Source organism: Leptospira chreensis (assembly GCF_016919165.1).
GTDB lineage: Bacteria > Spirochaetota > Leptospiria > Leptospirales > Leptospiraceae > Leptospira_A > Leptospira_A chreensis.
Window position 1 is genome coordinate 92,130 of sequence record NZ_JAFFPS010000039.1, and the last position, 19,299, is coordinate 111,428.

Annotated in this window: 18 protein-coding genes and 3 tRNA genes; 13 read left to right on the forward strand and 8 right to left on the reverse strand. The window is 40.3% G+C overall.

Annotation, left to right across the window (positions count from 1 at the left end; translation table 11 throughout):
- Positions 1-98 precede the first annotated feature (98 nt).
- Genes JWG41_RS12370 through JWG41_RS12380 form a run of 3 tightly spaced genes read left to right on the forward strand, consistent with a single transcriptional unit; the run spans position 99 to position 5,535 of the window.
- On the forward strand, positions 99-1,700 hold the full coding sequence (locus tag JWG41_RS12370; protein WP_205270243.1) for a Ppx/GppA phosphatase family protein: 1,602 nt from the start codon (positions 99-101) through the stop codon (positions 1,698-1,700).
- Positions 1,697-4,267 (forward strand): SpoIIE family protein phosphatase, encoded by a 2,571-nt coding sequence (locus JWG41_RS12375; RefSeq protein ID WP_205270244.1) that lies wholly within the window; start codon positions 1,697-1,699, stop codon positions 4,265-4,267. The genes JWG41_RS12370 and JWG41_RS12375 overlap by 4 nt, the downstream gene beginning before the upstream one ends.
- 50 nt (positions 4,268-4,317) lie before the next feature.
- Positions 4,318-5,535: an MFS transporter gene (locus JWG41_RS12380; protein ID WP_205270245.1), complete on the forward strand. Its 1,218-nt coding sequence runs from the start codon at positions 4,318-4,320 to the stop codon at positions 5,533-5,535.
- 128 nt (positions 5,536-5,663) lie between these two features.
- On the opposite strand, the gene JWG41_RS12385 is transcribed toward JWG41_RS12380, so the two are convergent.
- Positions 5,664-7,142, reverse strand: coding sequence for a leucyl aminopeptidase (locus JWG41_RS12385; RefSeq protein ID WP_205270246.1), 1,479 nt, complete (start codon positions 7,140-7,142; stop codon positions 5,664-5,666).
- Positions 7,139-7,612, reverse strand: a complete 474-nt coding sequence (bcp, locus tag JWG41_RS12390; protein WP_135576566.1) for a thioredoxin-dependent thiol peroxidase — start codon at positions 7,610-7,612, stop codon at positions 7,139-7,141. The genes JWG41_RS12385 and bcp overlap by 4 nt, the downstream gene beginning before the upstream one ends.
- A gap of 78 nt (positions 7,613-7,690) precedes the next feature.
- Here bcp and JWG41_RS12395 point away from each other — a divergent pair, with 78 nt between their 5' ends.
- Both JWG41_RS12395 and JWG41_RS12400 read left to right on the forward strand, forming a co-directional pair.
- Positions 7,691-8,083 (forward strand): hypothetical protein, encoded by a 393-nt coding sequence (locus tag JWG41_RS12395; protein ID WP_205270247.1) that lies wholly within the window; start codon positions 7,691-7,693, stop codon positions 8,081-8,083.
- A gap of 27 nt (positions 8,084-8,110) precedes the next feature.
- Positions 8,111-9,583, forward strand: coding sequence for a potassium/proton antiporter (locus JWG41_RS12400; RefSeq protein WP_205270248.1), 1,473 nt, complete (start codon positions 8,111-8,113; stop codon positions 9,581-9,583).
- Here JWG41_RS12400 and JWG41_RS12405 read toward each other — a convergent pair.
- Together JWG41_RS12405 and JWG41_RS12410 are read right to left on the reverse strand one after the other, a co-directional pair.
- On the reverse strand, positions 9,578-10,957 hold the full coding sequence (locus JWG41_RS12405; protein WP_205270249.1) for an APC family permease: 1,380 nt from the start codon (positions 10,955-10,957) through the stop codon (positions 9,578-9,580). The genes JWG41_RS12400 and JWG41_RS12405 overlap by 6 nt on opposite strands.
- The gene (locus JWG41_RS12410; protein ID WP_205270250.1) at positions 10,958-11,476 is read right to left on the reverse strand and encodes an LIC10415 family protein; all 519 of its coding nucleotides are present in this window, start codon (positions 11,474-11,476) and stop codon (positions 10,958-10,960) included. It abuts the gene before it with no gap.
- Positions 11,477-11,649: 173 nt separating this feature from the next.
- On the opposite strand from JWG41_RS12410, the gene sppA reads away from it, so the two are divergent.
- The 7 genes from sppA to JWG41_RS12445 all read left to right on the forward strand — a co-directional run bounded on the left by sppA (position 11,650) and on the right by JWG41_RS12445 (position 14,947).
- Entirely contained in the window at positions 11,650-12,615 is a 966-nt protein-coding gene (sppA, locus tag JWG41_RS12415) for a signal peptide peptidase SppA (RefSeq protein WP_205270251.1), read from the forward strand.
- Positions 12,612-13,220, forward strand: a complete 609-nt coding sequence (locus JWG41_RS12420) for a hypothetical protein (protein WP_205270252.1) — start codon at positions 12,612-12,614, stop codon at positions 13,218-13,220. Before sppA ends, JWG41_RS12420 begins: the two co-directional genes overlap by 4 nt.
- Positions 13,221-13,961 carry a 5'/3'-nucleotidase SurE gene (gene surE / locus JWG41_RS12425; RefSeq protein WP_205270253.1) on the forward strand — a complete coding sequence of 247 codons (741 nt, stop codon included), beginning with the start codon at positions 13,221-13,223 and terminating at the stop codon, positions 13,959-13,961.
- A 4-nt stretch (positions 13,962-13,965) separates the two neighbouring features.
- On the forward strand, positions 13,966-14,637 hold the full coding sequence (locus JWG41_RS12430; protein WP_205270254.1) for a tetratricopeptide repeat protein: 672 nt from the start codon (positions 13,966-13,968) through the stop codon (positions 14,635-14,637).
- A gap of 59 nt (positions 14,638-14,696) precedes the next feature.
- Positions 14,697-14,768: transfer RNA gene (locus JWG41_RS12435), tRNA-Pro, on the forward strand.
- 17 nt (positions 14,769-14,785) lie between these two features.
- Positions 14,786-14,859 (forward strand) — tRNA-Arg (locus JWG41_RS12440).
- A gap of 16 nt (positions 14,860-14,875) precedes the next feature.
- Positions 14,876-14,947, forward strand: a tRNA-His gene (locus tag JWG41_RS12445).
- Between the two features lie 184 nt (positions 14,948-15,131).
- Here JWG41_RS12445 and JWG41_RS12450 read toward each other — a convergent pair.
- Positions 15,132-15,599, reverse strand: coding sequence for a DUF2798 domain-containing protein (locus tag JWG41_RS12450; protein WP_476737619.1), 468 nt, complete (start codon positions 15,597-15,599; stop codon positions 15,132-15,134).
- Between the two features lie 202 nt (positions 15,600-15,801).
- Complete coding sequence (locus tag JWG41_RS12455; RefSeq protein ID WP_205270256.1) at positions 15,802-16,401, reverse strand: DJ-1/PfpI family protein; 600 nt, start codon at positions 16,399-16,401, stop codon at positions 15,802-15,804.
- Between the two features lie 105 nt (positions 16,402-16,506).
- On the opposite strand from JWG41_RS12455, the gene JWG41_RS12460 reads away from it, so the two are divergent.
- Positions 16,507-16,806, forward strand: a complete 300-nt coding sequence (locus JWG41_RS12460) for a DUF805 domain-containing protein (RefSeq protein ID WP_205270257.1) — start codon at positions 16,507-16,509, stop codon at positions 16,804-16,806.
- 167 nt (positions 16,807-16,973) lie between these two features.
- On the opposite strand, the gene JWG41_RS12465 is transcribed toward JWG41_RS12460, so the two are convergent.
- Together JWG41_RS12465 and JWG41_RS12470 are read right to left on the reverse strand one after the other, a co-directional pair.
- Positions 16,974-17,867, reverse strand: a complete 894-nt coding sequence (locus tag JWG41_RS12465; protein WP_205270258.1) for a hypothetical protein — start codon at positions 17,865-17,867, stop codon at positions 16,974-16,976.
- A 71-nt stretch (positions 17,868-17,938) separates the two neighbouring features.
- The gene (locus JWG41_RS12470) at positions 17,939-19,030 is read right to left on the reverse strand and encodes a tyrosine-type recombinase/integrase (protein WP_205270259.1); all 1,092 of its coding nucleotides are present in this window, start codon (positions 19,028-19,030) and stop codon (positions 17,939-17,941) included.
- Positions 19,031-19,299 lie beyond the last annotated feature (269 nt).

Below are 19,299 nucleotides of genomic sequence, written 5' to 3' on the forward strand. Positions count from 1 at the left end.
TTAACACCAAAATAATATAATTCTACCCGTTCCCCATAATTTTCGGCTGGTTTTTGCTTTCAACCGTAAAAATTTTCGTTAGGCTAGTTAGATACAAAATGCTTCCTTTCTCACAAATCTTAAGAAAACCCAATCCCGCATTTCGCACGGAAAAGATACTCGCTGCCATTGATTTAGGCACAAATTCTTTCCACATCGTTGTCGTAAAACTAAGACCGGATGGAACACTCGAATATCTGACCAAAGAAAAGGAATCGGTAAGACTCGGAAGCGGTAGCAGCGATTATGCGGTCATTCAAGAGGATGCGATGGAGAGAGGGATCGCTTGTCTCAAACGGTTTCAGTCCCTGGCCGATTCCTATAAGGCCGAAATCAGAGCCGTTGCCACAAGTGCCCTCAGAGAAGCCGAGAACCGACAGGTATTTCTTGACCGAGCCGAGAAAGAAACAGGAATCAAAATCCAAGTCATCTCCGGAAACGAGGAAGCAAGGCTCATTTATATGGGGATTTTGCAAGGCCTTCCGGTCTTTGACAAACGAATCCTTCTCATTGACATTGGGGGCGGGAGTACGGAGCTCCTTGTGGGCGAAAAGGGAGAGATTCTTTTTTCTACCAGTTTGAAACTCGGAGCCATCCGTTTGACAGAAAAGTATCTCAAGAAAGATCCTTTGAGTCTCACCGACATACAAAAATGTCGGATTCATATTGAATCAGTGTTATCTGCCTTTTTGCCCCAAATTGAAACTTGGAAACCCTTTATGGTGGTGGGAAGTTCGGGAACGATTTCCTCAGTAACCTCCATTGTTCTAGAAAAGAAGATGGAAAAAAGGGACAGATTGAACGGAACAGAAATTACCATCGATCAGTTTAAAGAAGCACGAAGGCAAGTGTTGGATGCAGACAGTCTCAAAAAAAGATTAAAAATTCCAGGACTCGATGCCAAACGGGGGGATATCATCGTTGGGGGGGTTTTGGTTTTGGATGAGGTTTTGCAAAGGATCAAAGCCCCATCCTTCACAGTAAGTGATTTTGCTCTCCGCGAGGGAATTGTGTATGATACGATTGAGTCTTGGTATAGGCATACAGATTCCTCTCTTCCTCCTCTCGACAATATCCGTGAAAAGGCAATCAAAACTGTTGCCAATCTTTATCCGGCCGGAAAAAAACATGCTGATGCTGTGGCAAAGATCACCTTGCAGATGTTTGATGATCTGAAGGATTTTCACAAACTTGGAAGTTTAGAACGAGATTATTTAGAGACTGCTTGTCATTTGCACCAAGTGGGGCTTTGTATTTCTCACCACAACTATCACAAACATAGTTATTATATCATCAAAAACTCTGAAGCCATGGTGGGTTTTTCCAATTCAGAAATTGAAATCATAGCCCTTCTTGCCCGTTATCATAGAAAGGGTGGACCCAAAGGGAAACACGAAGAGTTTAAGGCCTTACGCATCGAAGACCAACTCCTTGTTAAAAAGTTAGCCGCGTTTTTACGCATTGGAGATGGACTTGATCGTTCCGAAAAATCCATCATCCAAAGACTTGACGCTGTATACGAAAGAGGAAAGGTTCTCTGTAGATTGTATCACACAAAGGGCACCGATCCCAATTTAGAAATCTGGTCTGTTGCCGAAAAAAAAGATCTCTTTGAAGAAACCTTCGGTGTATCCTTAGAGTTCCAAACTTTTACCCTATGACATCCTATTTCCGATCTTTCTTTATTTTCTTTTTCCTATTTCCCATTTCTCTTTGGGCATTACCGGTAGATCTCACAAAGAACTGGAATGTCAAAAGAGGTTGGTTGGAATCGGAAGTTCCTACCGGTGGCGGATGGATTGTTTTAGAATCCCTTCCTCTAGTTTCTATCAAAGCGCAACTGGAATTGCCTGATGGTGTTTTACAAAAAGCCACCATGGTAAAACCGTTTTTATTGTCTGAGGCTGACTTTAAAGAAACAGAATCGGATTCCTTCGTTTTACATATCCCTTATCTTTCCAATGTGTACGAAGTGTACGTCAATGGGAAGCTAGTTGATAAAAGTGGAATTATTGAAAATGATCATATTGTTCAAAGCGGTTATAAACGAAATATCCTCATCAAACTCTCTCGGCATTTATTACGAGTGGGTAAAAATGAGATCCGAGTCCTTCTTGCGGCAGAACCAGGCGAAGAGCTAAATTATTATAAAGTATTTAATGATTTCGGTTCATCAATTGATCGTTATGCGGTATTACAAAAAGTCGAAGACGAATATGTCACCTTTATGTTGTTGTTTTTGTATTTTTTTGTTGGGATTTATCATGCTTTGTTTTATTGGAAACGGCGGAATGAAACCTACAATCTTTACTTTGCCCTTTTTGCCGTGTTTTTGTCTGCTTATATGTATTTTAGATCCCAATCCATTTACCGGTGGGATATGGATCCCTTTACCACAACAAAAATGGAATACTTTATCGTATTTCTGACTCCCACCTGGTTATTATTATTTGTAGATGCATTCTTTCGTAAAAGGATTAGCCCAATCACTAAAGGATATTTTGTATTTAGTCTTTTTTTGGCAGTGTTACAAATTTTTGTGAATCGTGCGAATTCCGTAGTTCTTTTGCGGGTTTGGCAAGGTTCTGTATTGGCATTCAGCGTTGTATTGTTTTATATCACCATCCGTGCCGTTTTGAAAAACAATAAAGACGCCAAGCGTTTGTTAATCGGTATTTTGTTTTTGATGTTTACCGCGATTTGGGATATTCTGGGTGCCTCCGGAATGATTCCCATTCAAAATCTAAACTTATCCAGGTTTGGATTTTTGTTTTTTGTGTTAGGGATTGCCGTTGTTTTGGCCAACCGGTTTTTACGTGTCCATAAACAAGTGGAAGAATTGAATTCTAGCTTAGAGAGAAAGGTAGTCGAAAGGACAAACGAGTTACAAGAAACTCTCACTCGTGTTCAGGAATTAAAAATCCAACAAGATGGAGATTATTTTTTAACTTCACTTCTCCTTGATCCACTCCATGATTCTAGAAAGTCCCGTTCCTTAATGATTGGAATCCAATCTTATACCAAACAAAAGAAAGAGTTTGAGTTCAAAGGAAAAATCAAAGAGATTGGGGGAGACCTCATCATTTGCGATGATATTGTTCTCAATGGTAAAAAATACTTCGTTTTTATTAACGGAGACGCCATGGGAAAATCCATCCAAGGGGCAGGCGGCGCACTTGTGTTAGGTGTCGTTTTTTTATCCTTTATCAAACGCACTCAGATTCTATTGGAAAGCCAATCCAAATCTCCAGAACGATGGATCAAAGAATGTTTTTACGAACTCCAAACTATATTTGAATCCTTTGATGGTTCGATGCTCGTCTCTGTTGTTCTTGGTCTTGTGGAAGAAGAAACAGGTGTCCTTTATTATCTCAATGCAGAACATCCTTGGACTGTTTTATACAGAGATGGAATTTCTTCCTTTATCGAAGATGAGTTGGAACTCCGTAAGATTGGAACCAAAGGAATGGCGGGAGATGTTCGCGTTCGGGTTTTTGTTTTGGAACAAGGGGATGTTCTTTTTATCGGATCGGATGGTCGAGATGATTTGATTTTGGAAAGTGGGACTGACGGAACTCGTGTGATGAACGAGGATGAAACCCAATTTTTACAAGTGGTGGGTGAGTCGAAAGGGGAATTGGAACAGATTGTTCTAAACCTCCAATCGATCGGAAGTTTTTCTGATGATTTGACTTTGTTACGTTTGGAATGGATGGGTTCGGCCAAAAGGGTGGACGCCTCGTCACTTACCTCCCTTGGCTCCGATCATTTTTTATATTCAGAACTCCAATCAGTATTAGAATCCGGGAATGCAGAAGAAACTTACGAAACCATAGAGAGAATGTTGGCCAACGAACACTTAGAAGATGATGTGCGCATTAATTTACTTAGAGAAAAATCTCGCATTTCTCTTTTGTTAAAAAGGTTTGATTCGGCCGTAGAAACTTTAGAATCCATTTTTCCTTATTTTGTCACCGATAATGAAATTCTATTACAATTGAGTTTTGCCTATAGAAAGTCAAAGAACATCCGTAAGGCGGTAGACATTGGAGAGAGGCTTCGTGCAAGAGATCCGAAACACATTCGTAACCTAATCAATCTTGTGGAATGTTACCGTCTTCAGAAAAATAAGGACAGGGCTCGTAAAATCCTGGAAAGGTTAGGGACAATTGCTCCTGAAAATCCCCAATATTTGAAACTAAAAGAGGTTTTGGGTAAAGAGCTTTAGCTTGTAGAATTTTGGGTGGATTTTGAAATAGAATAAGAATAGGAGATAGAATGGATTTTAAGTTCTCTGCGTATCATATTTTTGTAGTAGGTGTCCTCGCTTTTTTGCAATTCACCGTGGTTCTTGATTTTATGATTCTTTCTCCTCTCGGAGTTTTGGTCATGAAAGAACTACAAATCTCCACACAACAGTTTGGATTTGTAGTTTCTGCTTATGCATTCAGTGCGGGAACCACTGGAATTTTTGCTGCGGGTTTTGCCGATCGTTTTGACCGTAAAAAGATGTTATTATTTTTTTACATCGGGTTTGTACTCGCAACTTTTCTTTGTGGAATCGCCACTAGTTATTTCTTTTTGCTAGGCGCTCGAATCTTGACTGGTGTATTCGCCGGGGTTCTATCTTCCATCTCCTTTGCCATTGTTGCGGATTTGTTTCCACTTCAAGTCAGGGGTAGGGTTATGGGATTTATCATGACTGCCTTTGCCGCAAGCCAGGTCTTTGGACTTCCCATTGGTATTTTTATCTCCAATTTATGGGGATGGCAATCTTCTTTTTTGATGATTGCTGGGATCAGTGGAATTGTTGGGTTTGTGATTTTCTTTTATTTAAAACCTGTCACAACGCACCTAGATAATAAAGTAGAAAGACATGCTTTTTTACATTTGATTAAAACATTAGTCGAACCTAAATATATCCCGGCATTTATCGCAACTACCTTACTGGCCACTGGTGGGTTTATGCTTATGCCTTTTGGTTCTGCATTCTCTGTTCATAACCTTGGAGTGAGTTTAGAAGATCTACCATTGGTTTATATGATCACTGGGGTTGTTTCCATATTTGGTGGGCCGATTATGGGTAGGTTGAGTGACTCAGTAGGGAAATATAGAATGTTTGTGATTGCTTCAATCCTTGCAGCTATAGTCATTATTTATTACACAAGGATGCAGATCACTCCACTCCCTATTGTGATTTTTGTGAACTCTATTCTTTTTGTTTTTGTTTCGGCCCGGATGATTTCTGCCAATGCATTGACCTCTGCCGTTCCCGACTTACACGACCGAGGTGCCTTTATGGCCATCAGTTCCTCTGTCCAACAAATATCTGGCGGAATTGCAGCCTCTGTTGCGGGCCTAATTGTTGTACAAACTTCTAGTGGTTATATGGAAGGGTATGAAACATTGGGTTATGTGGTTGCAGCAGCGATTTTAATTACCATCGCACTGATGTACAATGTGAACAAAATTGTTCTTAGTAAACATGCTAAATAAATCATCGTTAGCTCTGCTTTTGTATTACTGAAAAGCGCAGCCAAGTTTGATTAAAACATGAAATGCAATCATTACGGCGGGGAGAATAAAAATTCACCCGCCGTTTTTATTTTCGTTAGTTAAGGATTTTATTTCTTAGACAACTCGTTTGCTAAATCCACTAACAGGCGCACTCCGTACCCAGTAGGCCCGCTGAATTGGGTTCCTGATTTTTTCTTTCTCCATGCAGCGCCTGCGATGTCAATATGAGCCCAATTGATAGATTCATCCACAAACTTGGAGAGAAAAATTCCTGCAGAAATGGTTCCTGCCCCTTTCCCACCACCAGTGATATTTTTGAGATCGGCAATGTCTGATTTTAAATCTTCACCGTATTCTTCCCAAAGAGGAAGTTCCCAAACCCGGTCGTCCGATGCTTCGGATGCTTTGAAAAGTGCGTCTCGCAGTGGATCGGAATTGGTAAGGATGGCCGCCGCTTCATGACCAAGGGCAATGATCACAGCCCCTGTGAGTGTTGCTAAATCGACCATATAGTCTGGTTTGTAGTTTTTGGAAACATAGGAAAGAACATCACCAAGTACAAGCCTTCCTTCGGCATCAGTGTTTTGTACTTCCACAGTGGTTCCATTGTAGGCTGTATAAACATCACCTGGTTTGATTGCCTTACCATCTGGCATATTTTCCGCCACACCAATGGCTGCCACAATGTGAATGGGAAGTTCGAGTGCTGCGATGGCACCAATCGCGTGTATGGTGGCTGCGGCCCCACACATATCGTACTTCATTTCATGCATTTCCCCTGGAGGTTTCAAGGAAATCCCACCCGTATCAAAGGTTAAACCCTTTCCTACAATCGCGAATTTCTTTTTGGCTTTGGCAGGTTTGTATTCCAAAATGACCATCTTTCCTTGGAGCTCTGACCCACGGGCCACAGCAAGGATTCCACCAAGTCCTTCTTTTTTCAATTGGGGTTCATCCCAAACTTTTACAGATAGTTTGTATTCTTTGGCAATTTCTTTGGAACGAGAAACAAAGTCATCGGGTGTGAAGTAGTTTGCTGGTAAGTGAGCAATGTGGCGAGCACCATTGACGTGTTTGGCGACAATTTTACTTTTGGAAAGACCAGATTCTGCTAAACTGGTAGCTGATTTATCTTCAAATTTTAAGTAAACCGCTCCCACTTTCTTTTTTTCTTTTTTCTTTGTTTGTAAAACAGAAACGGGATAACTTCCGATAAAAAGTGTATTGGCAATTTGGTAGGCAATTCGATCAGCAGAGAACTTTTTAGAAAGTGATTTGGAGATGATGATCTCAAGACCCATTCCATCATAACTTAGGATTTTTTCCCCATACTTAAAAAAGTGGGAAATGAATTTTCTAAAGTTTAATTTTTCTTTTTCACCTAATCCGAGATAAATGATTTGTTCGGATTCATCACGAAACTCTTTTCCGAGTTCCCCTGCGAATACTTTGGTTTCGATTTGAACGGAAAATTTTTTACCAAGTTCTTCTTTCACATCTTCTTGAAAGATGGGGATGAGTTTGTAATAAGACCCGGATTTGGGTGAACCGATATGGATTTGTAGTGGAGAGACTTCTATTTTCATTTCCCTTGGATTTCCTGAATGTCTTTGATGATTTCTTCAACGTGTCCTTTTACCTTCACACTGTCATAGATTTTTTTGATTTTGAGGGAGTTGTCCAAAAGGAAGGTAGACCTGACTATTCCCATTCCTCGTCTTCCCATAAATACTTTCTCTCTCCAAACCCCGTAGGCTTCACAAATTTCCCCAGATTCGTCAGAGATTAGATCAAAATTGATTTCTTGTTTTTCAATGAATTTGGTGTGAGATTTTGGATTGTCTTTGGAAATTCCAATCACATTGTATCCGAACTTTTTCAAACGTGCAAAATTGTCTCGGAAGTCACAGGCTTCTGTTGTACATCCTGGTGTCATGTCTCTGGGATAAAAATAGACAACAATTCCATTTTTTCCTGTTAGGTCTGCGAGTTTTACTTTTTCGCCGTTTTGGTTGATACTTGTAAAATTGGGGGCTTTTTTGCCTACTTCCAACATATATTTCTCTCCTGGTAAATGCATTCTTTTAGACAATTTTCAGTTGTCAATTTCGGAATTTGGTTCGATACTCTTTGTATGGACTCCAAGGAAAGAGTATTACTGATTCGCGAAGCCAATACCGCCTTCAACGCAGGTGATATTCGGAAAGCACGTGAACTCTTCCTTAAAACCGATTACAAAGACGGACTCATCCGTTTGGGTGATCATTTTATGTACGATCGGAAACTTCCCATGTTGGCCTTTGGATACTACAAAAAAGCAGGTCGTCAAGACAAAGTGGACGAAATTTTCCAACGTATGGTCTATGCACTCTCTGTTTGGCTAGGCCGCGACAAGTGGAAACTCCCCGAATCAGCAAACCAAATGGACTCCAGTGCGAAGTCATCGACTCCCCTGAACCCCGATGATTTTGTAGTTCATCCCATCCTAAAAGCCAAGGCTTTAGAAATACTTTCTTCTAAACGATAATCCTTTCGGTTCGTCTAAGGAATAAACATGATAGATAGTTTTACCTTACAAGCCCTTGTTATTTCCACACTCATATTATTTTCTATTCTATCGAGTAAACTATTCTTCCGTTTTGGATTTCCTATATTACTAATTTTTTTAACCTTTGGTATGTTAGCTGGTGCTGATGGCCCAGGTCAAATTGATTTTAGTGATTATGGATTGGCCCAGTCCATTGGAATTTTTGCTTTAATTTATATTTTGTTTTTGGGCGGACTTGAAAGTGAGTGGGATAGTTTAAAAAACTTCCTCGCTGTCGGGATTCGTTTGTCTATCATCGGAACCATCCTTACTGCCCTCATTTTGGGTGTTGTCATTCATTATTTATTTCCTGTACTCGGGTTTATGGAGTCCTTTTTACTCGGATCCATAGTCAGTGCGACCGATGCGGCTTCTGTTTTTAATATTTTCAAAACAGATTCAACGGATCTTCCTGTCCATTTAAAGAAAATCATTGAATTTGAATCTGGGTCGAATGATGCGGTGGGGGTTCTTCTCACCACCATCTTTATGAATCTCATCAGTGCGGATGCCAGTTTCAGCGGATTTCAATTTTTCCGATTCTTTGTGATGCAAGTTCTTGTGGGAATGATGATGGGATATAGTTTGGGTATCCTCATTCTTTATTTGATGAACTCCGTCAAACTCGGGTATGACGGTCTTTATTTAGTTTTTATTACGGCCTCGGTTCCATTCATTTATGCAGTGACCACTGTCTTTCAAGGGAATGGATTTTTAGCAGTATACATCGCTGGTATTATTGTTGGTCGAAACAAATTCATTCATAAAAAATCTATCTTTCGATTCTTGAATGGATATGTTTGGATTTTGCAAATTGGTATGTTCCTTTGTTTTGGCCTTTTGGTATATCCCACTCGTATGGCCAATATTTGGGTACCGGGACTTCTCATTGGGGTATTACTCATTCTTTTTGCAAGACCACTGGCGGTGTTTATTTCTCTCTTCAAAGTGAAGTTACCTGTCAGAGAAAAACTATTTATATCTTGGGTCGGCCTTCGTGGCGCTTCGCCCATTATCCTTGCTACCTTTCCCATAGCCCAAGGTCTTGTTTGGGGAGATTTACTCTTTCATATTGTTTTCTTTGTGGTTCTTGTTTCTCTTCTGGTCCAAGGTTCTCTGATCCCTCGAGTGGCCCAGTGGTTAGGAATTTTGAAAAAGGATCCAGATCGTAAAATTTACCACCCTACCGACTTTGATAACATCGAGTTTCCAGGGATGACCTTACAAGAGTTAATTGTTCCTTATAACTCCAGTGTGGTGGACAAAGCCCTATTTGAAATCAAACTTCCAGAACAGTCTCATATCCTACTCATTGCCCGGGGGGAACAGTTTTTAATTCCTTCTGGGAACACGCAAGTGAAAGGTGGGGATGTGATTTGGGTGCTAGCAAAAGACGAGGTGATGCCAATCATCGGTCGAACCTTTATGGCAATTTCATAAAGGTTGATTTTTAACTTTTGCCATTTTTTTATCTAACCGAAATCCGTAATAAACAGGAAGGGCAATGAGGGTGATCATTAGTCCCCATCCTGCGGTTACCGGCTTTTCGATAAAGAGAATGACCATCACAGCCACATTGGCTAAAATATAAAGTATGATAGGCAAAGGATAAAAAGGAATTTTATAATCGGATTTCATTCCCATCTTTTCAAACCGAAAAGGTGTAGCGGCCGTTAGGCAAGAAAGAATGAGAATGGAACAAGTGATCATATACAGTAGGGCTTCGATTTCTTTTACAAATAAAAAGAGAATGGCAACAAAAGCCTGAAAGAAAATAGAAACATAGGGGCTATGCCATTTGGGATGGATTTTGGAAAAGGATGGCAAAAACACTCCGTCTCTTGCCATAGCAAAATACACCCGACTTCCTCCTATTAGGATGGCCGACATCGATCCTAAAATCACCCAAGCAATGAAACTTGTTGTGAGTATGGAATAATTAGCACCAAATAACTTTTGAAAGGCGATGGCACCAATTCCATCTTGGCCTGCCAACTCTTCAATCGGAGCCGAAATCACAAAAAGCAAATTGATGGCAAAATACAAACCGGCCACAAGAAAACAAGCAGAGATAGCGGAACGAACTATGGTTTTCTCAGGGTTCTTTACTTCTTCTGCGATATAAGTAATCATATTCCAGCCCAAGTAAGAAAAAGAAACCGGAACAATTCCAATCAAAATCTTAGAATAAAAAGAAAGTTTGGTAATGTTGGGAAAAGGAGAGTTCCATAAATAAGACCAGTTGGTATTTCCAATGGAAAACCCAAGGGCCAAAAAAAGAAGGAGTCCTGTAATTTTTAAAACCGCAAATACATTTTGTACGCGAACCGCAGACTTAATCCCAAAAAAGTTCAGACCACTAAAAAATACAATTGGTACAACTCCAATAAAGGTAATAGAACTAATTTGTAAATCCAAACCTAACAAAGTGTATGTGGGGGATTCCCAAACGGGAAGTCCTGGAAATAAAATTTGAATGTATTTGCCGAAAGCAAGTGCGAGTACAGAAACGCAGGCGGAGAAATTTGTGAGTAGAGAAGACCAACCACTCATAAAAGCAATAGCAGGTGAGTAAGCTACTTTTAGATAAACATAATCTCCCCCAGCAAAGGGAAGAAGCCGTGCAGCATAAGCATAGGTAATGGAACCGGAGAGAGCGAGGAGTCCGCCGACAAGCCAACAGAGTAGGACAATCCAAAGATTTCCTGTTTCTTTGATCAAATAACCAGAAGTGAAAAAAATTCCCGAACCCACCATGGAGGAGAATAGGACGGAAATGGAATCAAAAGTATTGAGGGAACGTTTTAATTCCAATTAACCGCCGAGGAGTCTTTTTACCATGGTTTCAGAAATTGGTTTCATCGAAGCCGTGGATACAGTTCCAATTTTACCTTTGAACTCTTCCGGACTTAACATCATTCCAAGAGAAAAGATATTTTCACCTTCTACTTCTTTTTTCTTAAGTTCCGCAAGTAGGCTTGAGATATTGCCTTTGCTATTTTCTAAAATTTCTGGTTTGGTTGCTTTGTTATCACCTAACTCTGGAAACAGTGGTTCCCCTTCAAAAAGAAGTTCTTTGAGTTTGTTTTCTTCTTGAGTGGCATCTTCCAAAAGACCAATCCGAGATTGTTCCTTGGAAAGTTGTTTTTGCAGTTCCGTAAGTCGTGATTGGATATTGTGGTATTGAACAGGAAGGCTGACAACGAAGTCTGATTTTTCATCTGACTTTTGTACGGTGGTTCCTGTTTTTCCAGAACCGACATCTTTAGTGTCTTTTTTGTCCTGGACTAATTTTTCTGCTGAGTTGAGGAGACGATTGAGACGAACATCCATGTCCTACCTTCCTTGGTAAAGGCCTTATGTCTCGGCGGTGCCTGGACACAAATCCTGTGACTACCTGTCTAATTTTCGGTTAGCCTGTACAAGGAAAATAAACTTTTTCTAAAAAAAGTAAAGAATTATTAAAGTTGACTGGGGTTTTTGCAAGGTTTTGCTTGTGGGAGTTTATGGAAAGAAACCAATTTCTTCTCTTTCTCTCCTTTTTGTTCTCCACAATTGCCACAATTCTCGGAATTGCCATCTTGGTATCTGGATCGAGCCTCGCCCGTTTCTCTAGTGGTACCGGCGGAAGTCTTTTCCAAGCCAGTGAAATTGGAGCTGTCGTCATACCCATCGTAGGTGAAATCCACTCCGGTGAGTCTACTTTTGATTCGACTGGCGCGGATACCGTTTTACGCCAATTACGCGAGCTGGAAGAGGATGGAAATGTCAAAGGGATCCTTCTCGAGATCAACTCTCCCGGTGGAACGGTCGCTGCCTCCCAAGAGATTTTTAATGAACTCCTTCATTTACGAAAAACCAAAAAGATTGTCGTGAGTATGAAAGACGTGGCTGCCTCCGGTGGTTACTACATCGCTGCTGCTTCTGATTATATCTTTGCTCAAAATGGAACGATTACAGGCTCCATTGGGGTCATCTCTTTTGCACCTAACGTCAAGGGACTTCTTGACCGGTATGGGGTAGGGGTTCGCACTTATAAAGCAGGAAAGTACAAAGATATGTATTCTCCGTTTCGCGACTCCACGAACGAAGAAGATGATATGATCGCCAAACAGTTGCAAGACACCTATCGCAAGTTTGTGGAAGATGTTGCCAAAGGACGAAACAAAACCGTTAAGTCCATTGAAGAGTTGGCTGAGGGTAAAATTTATTCTGGTGAAGATGCTTTTCGCAACAAACTTGTAGATGATATTGGAGGAAGAAGGGAAGCTCATAAAAAACTTTCTGAACTTTGCCAATACGATGGACTCATTCCTCTTTTTGAACAAGAGATTTCTCCCTTCGATCGATTTTTACAAACCTTGGGTGTAAAGTTTTTTGGAGACAATTCTCATGTATCCAAAATTCGTTCTCTTATCCAATCGCAAGTTTTAGTCATTTTGCCTACGGCTCTTGGAAAATTGATGTTATGAGAGATTTTTTCTTTGATTTAGTTGATGTATTGGAATTGGTATTTTTGGATCCGCTTCGTTATTCGGAGGAGATCCAAGAGATCCCGTTTGCCGCAAGTCCCGTATCCAGCTGGTTGTTTTCGGTTCTTGCCGCCTTATCTCTGTCAGTGGGGATGAGTATCCTTTCTGCTCCCTATACCATTTCCACCATATCCTTTTTGTTTTTTGGTTTTATTGCCAATTTGTTTATGTTTCGTTTTTTCCCTTTCTTTTATTCTTTAGTGGCTGACTACTACGTACAAAAAAAAGGAAGATCTCAAAAACTTCTGTTTTTGTTGCTGTTTGCAAGACATTCAGTCGTATTGTTTTTGTTATTTGCTCCCGTGAGTATTGTCTTTCATGCCGTTGGGCTTTCTGGACTTGGATCGGGTTTCTTTTTGTTATTAACTTTTGTATTGTTATATTGTTTGGCCCTCTCTCGTGGACTGAAATCTATTTATGAATTAAGAAATCGTGACTCGCTAAAGTTTTCATTTTATGCTCTTGGCCTTACGATCTTATTTCCTTTCCTTATGAATTTATATACTGCCACTAGTATATTCCAATCGATTTCAGGTGGTTTATAGTTGAATTTACTCATCACGAATGACGACGGAATTTCTTCCGCCGGAATTAAAGCATTGGAGCGTGTTCTTGGAAAATCCTATAACACATATCTCATTGCGCCTTTAAAAGAACGTTCTGTTACTTCTATGGCACTCACTGTATTCCAAGGAATGCGAGTGGAACGAATCAATGACAATCATTACATTGCTGACGGATTTCCCGCCGACTGTGTGAACATTGGTTTGTATGCAGAGATCTTTCCTAAAATTGATTTTGTAATCTCTGGAATCAACCGCGGTGTGAATATGGGATACGATGTCCATTATTCAGGAACTGTGGGTGCGGCCAAACATGGAGCCCTTCATGGAATTCCAGCCCTTGCCGTGAGTTCCGGTCGTATTGATCCAGATGATGGTTATGAGAGAGAAGCCGAACTTGTTTTATCTTTTCTCGCAAAATACAAATCACAAATCCAATCGGGTGAAGTTTGGAATCTAAACTTTCCCCCAGAAATTGCTGGATCGGGGACCATTGACGAACTTGTATTCACAAGGCTTGGTCGCAGGCGTTATACAGAGAAGTATGAAAAAAAACAAATCATCGAAGGTGTCAGCGAATTTCAGTTAAACGGAAGTTTACTCGGACACGATCAAGAAACAGGAACCGACTTTGAAGCCTACAATCTTGGAAAACTTCCTGTCACTCCCATCCAATTGGACTTAACAGAAAAGAAACGACTTACGGAATTACAATCCAAATAACACAATGGCAGAAGAAACAGACTACCTCGGTTACATGAATAAAGGCAATTATGCCATGGCGCTGAATCTTTTGGATCAGGCCTTACTCCAAAATCCTGAAGATCCCATTCTTTTGTATAATTTTGCCCTCTGTTGTTTCCAGACAAAAAACTTCAAAAAATCAATCCAAGTCCTGGATCGAATTCTCGGTGAATACCCAGGCTTCATTGAACTGGATAATGTTTACCGGCTGAAAGTATTTGCTCTTGTAGAACTAAAAGATTGGGAAACTGCCGAGTCCATTATCAAAGAACGATTGCAAGTGGCAGTGGATGATCCCAAACTCCTTTCTTTTTTGGCCCATGTGTATGAATATACTCATCGGTTGGAAGAAGCCATTGAAATCCACCGCCGTATCTTAAGGCATACTCCCGATTACAAAAACAGCCTAAATTCATTGGGTTATTTACTCGCATTAAAGAAAAAAATCAGCACAGAAGAACGATCGGAAGCCATTCGTTCCTTAAAAAAAGCATTGGAACTGGATCCAAACAACCCGGCTTACCTGGATTCCTTTGGTTATTTTCTCCAAACCATAGGAAAACCTGAGGAGGCTTGGAAGGCCTACCGCAAAGCCCTGCAAAAGAACCCAAATCATCCCGTTCTTCTAGAAAGATTGAAGAACCTGAAGAAATAAATCTCCCTTTTGTTGACACAGTCCTTCTGCCAAAAACACTGGTGATTCAAGGACTTTCTCGGGATGTAGCGCAGTGGTAGCGCATCTGTTTTGGGTACAGAGGGTCGCAGGTTCAAATCCTGTCATCCCGAATCAGTTGGTTCTATCCGACCCGGTAGCTCAGCTGGATAGAGCAACTGCCTTCTAAGCAGTTGGTCGGGGGTTCGAATCCCTCCCGGGTCAAGATGTTTTAGAAATGGTGGATGTAGTTCAGCGGTAGAGCCCTGGTTTGTGGTACCAGTCGTCGCGGGTTCGAATCCCGTCATCCACCCATTCGTTAATTTCCCCTTCAATGTTTAAATCCCCATAAAAATGCCTCGCGCGCCTCGCGTTCGCCTGGCCTTCCGTGGCCAGAACTCCCGCCCGCATCCATTCATGGCTGCTTTTCGTCACCCATTGTCCTTTGAGGAAAAAGATTCGAATTTGTTGGGAAGCTTGGTTCGAATGATAAGTTATTAAGATACCAGTTTTGACTTTGTGAATATCTTCAGATGGAAATAGCGAACTAAAGGACCAACGACAACAAGTTGGGCTACGAGTGCCATTGGATAGTTTTTGATCACAGAACTTATATAATGTTCCAGAAAATGATTTTCTGTTCCAACGTTGATTAGTGTAGTGATGAGTGTCATCAGCAGACACATCCCAGTTACCATAAGGAATACCATAACAAGAATGTGTTTAAACTTTGGATCTGTAGGTGATACTAGAATTTTATGCAATTTATGTACATTATGACTCACTATTAATTGTTCAACAGCAAATGCGATTAGGAATATGGGAACAAATTGTTTTATGATCAATATTATTGTCTCTGTATGAAAACCAAATATCAAAACCATGTTATACGATAACATTATCGTTGCCATACCAATAGTCATCATAGTAGAAAAAGCTAATTCTTCTTTTAGTGTTCGATTCAAAATTTCTCCTCTTCATTTTACTAAAAATGAAATCAGGAGCATCATTATTTTTTTGGTTCATTTTGGCAATAGCATTCATAGGACAAGATCGTTAGTTGCGTGTTTCATTAGTTTGACACCAAAGAAACATAAATGAATTTGATTTAAATTTTAGGTTGTAGTTTTATTCGGGGTTAAATCGTAACTCGTCGAATGAATATCCTTACATATTGTTTTCTTCCGGACTCCAGTCGTATTCGATCCGTTTGGCTACTCGTGTCGCCACCTCTAATCCAAATAGTTGTTGTAGAAGATAAAAACTTAAATGAATGCCGGAGGAGATTCCGCCAGATGTTAGAATTTTTCCACTATCAGTATATCTAGTGTTTGTTTTTACATTTAACAAAGGATAGTTTTTCTTTAGAGTATCGATATCCATCCAATGTGTGGTAACTTCTAAACCGTCTAAAAGACCAACTTCTGCTAGAAGAAATGCTCCTGTACAAATAGAAGCTAAATGCTTAACTTTTAAGTATTTAGCTTTAATCCAACTAAGAGTTGTTTGATTTTTGATCTCTAACTCTTCTGCACCATAACCTCCAGGAACTATCAGAATGTCCATTGCAGGGCAATTGGAATAATCAAAATTAGGTAAAACCATCAATCCATTCCGTGCAGGGATGGGAGAAAGATTTTCTGCCACTAAAAATACCTGGCATAATTTCTTACGGTCGTTAGTTTCTGCGAGGGAAAAAACTTCAAAGGGGCCAGCAAAGTCTAAAACTTCGACTTCTTTGAAAATTAAGATACCTATTTGCAACATAAGTTCATTTTTCCTTTTTTTACTTTACAATATAAATAATTAATTTCTAATATGGGTCGTTTGTAACGAAACAAATTTACGAATAAACTGGAAGGTTAAATTTATATGTCATTCCAAGATGCGATCAAAGTGTGTTTACAAAAGTATGCTGATTTTAGCGGCAATGCGAAACGTCCGGAATTCTGGTGGTGGGTTGTTTTTTGCATTGTCATTAATGCAGCGATTAGCGTGGTTCTTCCTTTTATCGCAGGAATTTTTTCCTTAGCGGTTCTTTTGCCAAGTTTGAGTGTAGGTGCACGCAGGTTGCATGATACAGGAAAAAGTGGATGGTGGCAATTGATTGGGCTTACAGGAATTGGTGTCCTTGTTCTTATTTTCTTCTGGGCTCAGAAGGGAAAAGGTTAAAATCTAAATTTCTAATACAGTTCCCCTGCTAGCGTTAGGGGGACGTAGGGCTTGGTCGCCTACAATCGTTAGATGGTAGGCGACGGGAGCGTAAGCGCACCCCGAAGTGACCCGGCCCATTTTTGGTATCATTCTACTGAAGGATGAAATGGGGAACGCCCCCATTCTTATTTTTCTTTTTCTAAAACGGTTAGGTAAACTTCTCGTAAGTCTTTGGAGAGTTTTCCTTTTTTATTGGCAAAGGTAAACATCCTAGAGTTGGACGAACCGCTGACCAGACGAGTGATTTCAGTGGATGCGGGCCAACCATTACAACCTTCATGCGACCATTCATAAATGATTTCTTTTGGTGATTCGGTTATGGTATTAAAAACCAAGGAAGGGCAGTTTTCGGAAAGTCCGTCTTTGACTGCTTTGATAAAGGCTTCCCGATTGGAAGTGCCAATGGTTTTTAAAATATTCAATCGGTAGATTTCTGTCCAAGTTTCTATTTTTGTTTCTTCTGGTATCATCTCAATTAATATCTGTTCGTCGTTCTCTCCCGAGTTTGCTACATACCAACGCCTGCCATCTAAGTTGCGAAGAAAGGGGGCTTTCACGGTTTCCTTTTTGATGTTTAAGTTTTTTTCCATAACTAGGCGGAGGGTTTCTTTGCTTTTTTCTGAAAAGTTGATCGGTATGTTTAAAAACTTTTTTTCGCCCTTTTTCTTTGTGATTTCGAATGTAAAAAAGAGACTCGTATTTCCAAGTTCATAAATCCATTGGTATTCTTTTTCTGTGAGAGGAAGGCTGGATAAGGAAAGAGTCCCTTGGTTGATCTTCGCTGTTTCGGAAATTTGTTTGGTTTTTTGCGAACCTTTGACTTCATAACCATGGATACTTTCTAAATTCTCCACTTTGACATCAGCGATGAAGTTCCATCGGATTGAGGATGTATCGATAACAGGGCCCAGGCTTTTGGATTGGATCCATTCGTTATCTAACTCGGGTTTGAGTTGAGAGAAAATATCGGAAGAGAAAAAGAGTAGGGAGAATAGGAATAGAAGGATTCGTTGTATCATTGTTATGTTCTTGTCCTTTCGATGGGGGATTCGAATGGATAAAAATATAATGAATGTTTGGATTTCGTCAACTACTTGTTTGGGGGAATGCGGTCTAGAGGACTGGCGATGTTTTCTAGACGGCTCCGTGCCACTTTAGTATAAATTTGAGTGGTTCGGACACTGGCGTGTCCGAGTAAAGTTTGGATCATTCGTAAATCCGTTCCGAGTTCTAACAAATGTGTGGCGAAGGCATGACGCAAACTGTGAAAACTCACTTTCTTTTGGATCTTTGCTTTTTTGGCAGCACTTGTAAAAATACTCTCGGCACTGCGAATGTGTAAGGGCCGATTTTTAGCGCCAGGAAATAACCAAGGATTGCCTCGCACTTCGTTATAACTTTGCCTGAGAAGTAAATTGTATTCTCTGACCTTTAGATATTCTTTGAGTTCCTCGATAAGCGAAGTGGCAAGGACAGTGTATCGATCTTTTTTTCCTTTGCCTTGTTGGACACGGATCATATTTCTTTTCAAATCAATATCTGAAATTTTCAAATGAATCACTTCGCTGACACGAAGGCCAGAAGAGTAACTAATCAGCAGTAACATTTTATGTTTTCTGTTGGGAAGGGCATTGAAGATGGCTCTTGTTTCTTCGGCCGACAGAACTTCTGGAAGTTTGGATCCCATTTTCATTCTCGGAAATTTTAGGTGAGTGAATTGTTTTCGCACTTCACGGAAGTAAAAAACAAAAGCTTGTCTTGAGGATTGGATGCTTGCGGCCTTGACTCCACGATTTATCATTAGGTGGTCAAGGTAACTTTCTAAATCATTCATTCTGATATTCGCTGGGAGTTTTTCAGTAAAAACCAACAATTGCATCAGATGGGAATAGTATGTTTTGATAGTGCAAAAGGAAAAATTACGATCCCTCGTGGCTTTGAAAAAATCCTCTAAAATACCGCATTGTTTCGGGATTTCTTTCGGAAGGATGCGAATGTCATGGGTTTCAAACTCGTTTAATATTTGTTTGATGATCTTTGAATCGTTCGGATAGGACCAGGAATGGTCAGCGGCATGGTAACAACCCTTGGGTATGGATTTCGCAATCGAGAAAAATAGTTTTGAATATCGAAATCGTAAATAGAAACGATTGTCTTTGGGAGAGAAACGCAATTGGATCATACGGCACCTAACCTTATATTGGTAAGTTGATTAGGTGGAATCTTTTCTGTTTGGTTCTTAAAATTTGGTGATAGGTCTTAATTTTTCGGGAAGGGGTGGGGGGATTTTTTTTCGAATCTAGTATCCCCGCCCGATTAGAGGGTGGGGAACTAGACCCGCCGCCTAATGGTTTCCCTCTATCACGGCCACGCCCAACCCGATACCCAAAACTTCTCACCAAAGTTTTTTTTCTTGGAAAGTTCGCATTCTTACATAATCTAATAGAATCA

What these genes read in the sequence shown, in the direction of transcription:
- JWG41_RS12370 (WP_205270243.1), top strand. Translation starts at nt 99, where the DNA reads ATGCTTCCTTTCTCACAAATCTTAAGAAAACCCAATCCCGCATTTCGC.
- JWG41_RS12375 (WP_205270244.1), top strand. Translation starts at nt 1,697, where the DNA reads ATGACATCCTATTTCCGATCTTTCTTTATTTTCTTTTTCCTATTTCCC.
- JWG41_RS12380 (WP_205270245.1), top strand. Translation starts at nt 4,318, where the DNA reads ATGGATTTTAAGTTCTCTGCGTATCATATTTTTGTAGTAGGTGTCCTC.
- JWG41_RS12385 (WP_205270246.1), bottom strand. Translation starts at nt 7,142, where the DNA reads ATGAAAATAGAAGTCTCTCCACTACAAATCCATATCGGTTCACCCAAA.
- bcp (WP_135576566.1), bottom strand. Translation starts at nt 7,612, where the DNA reads ATGTTGGAAGTAGGCAAAAAAGCCCCCAATTTTACAAGTATCAACCAA.
- JWG41_RS12395 (WP_205270247.1), top strand. Translation starts at nt 7,691, where the DNA reads ATGGACTCCAAGGAAAGAGTATTACTGATTCGCGAAGCCAATACCGCC.
- JWG41_RS12400 (WP_205270248.1), top strand. Translation starts at nt 8,111, where the DNA reads ATGATAGATAGTTTTACCTTACAAGCCCTTGTTATTTCCACACTCATA.
- JWG41_RS12410 (WP_205270250.1), bottom strand. Translation starts at nt 11,476, where the DNA reads ATGGATGTTCGTCTCAATCGTCTCCTCAACTCAGCAGAAAAATTAGTC.
- sppA (WP_205270251.1), top strand. Translation starts at nt 11,650, where the DNA reads ATGGAAAGAAACCAATTTCTTCTCTTTCTCTCCTTTTTGTTCTCCACA.
- JWG41_RS12420 (WP_205270252.1), top strand. Translation starts at nt 12,612, where the DNA reads ATGAGAGATTTTTTCTTTGATTTAGTTGATGTATTGGAATTGGTATTT.
- JWG41_RS12430 (WP_205270254.1), top strand. Translation starts at nt 13,966, where the DNA reads ATGGCAGAAGAAACAGACTACCTCGGTTACATGAATAAAGGCAATTAT.
- JWG41_RS12455 (WP_205270256.1), bottom strand. Translation starts at nt 16,401, where the DNA reads ATGTTGCAAATAGGTATCTTAATTTTCAAAGAAGTCGAAGTTTTAGAC.
- JWG41_RS12460 (WP_205270257.1), top strand. Translation starts at nt 16,507, where the DNA reads ATGTCATTCCAAGATGCGATCAAAGTGTGTTTACAAAAGTATGCTGAT.
- JWG41_RS12465 (WP_205270258.1), bottom strand. Translation starts at nt 17,867, where the DNA reads ATGATACAACGAATCCTTCTATTCCTATTCTCCCTACTCTTTTTCTCT.
- JWG41_RS12470 (WP_205270259.1), bottom strand. Translation starts at nt 19,030, where the DNA reads ATGATCCAATTGCGTTTCTCTCCCAAAGACAATCGTTTCTATTTACGA.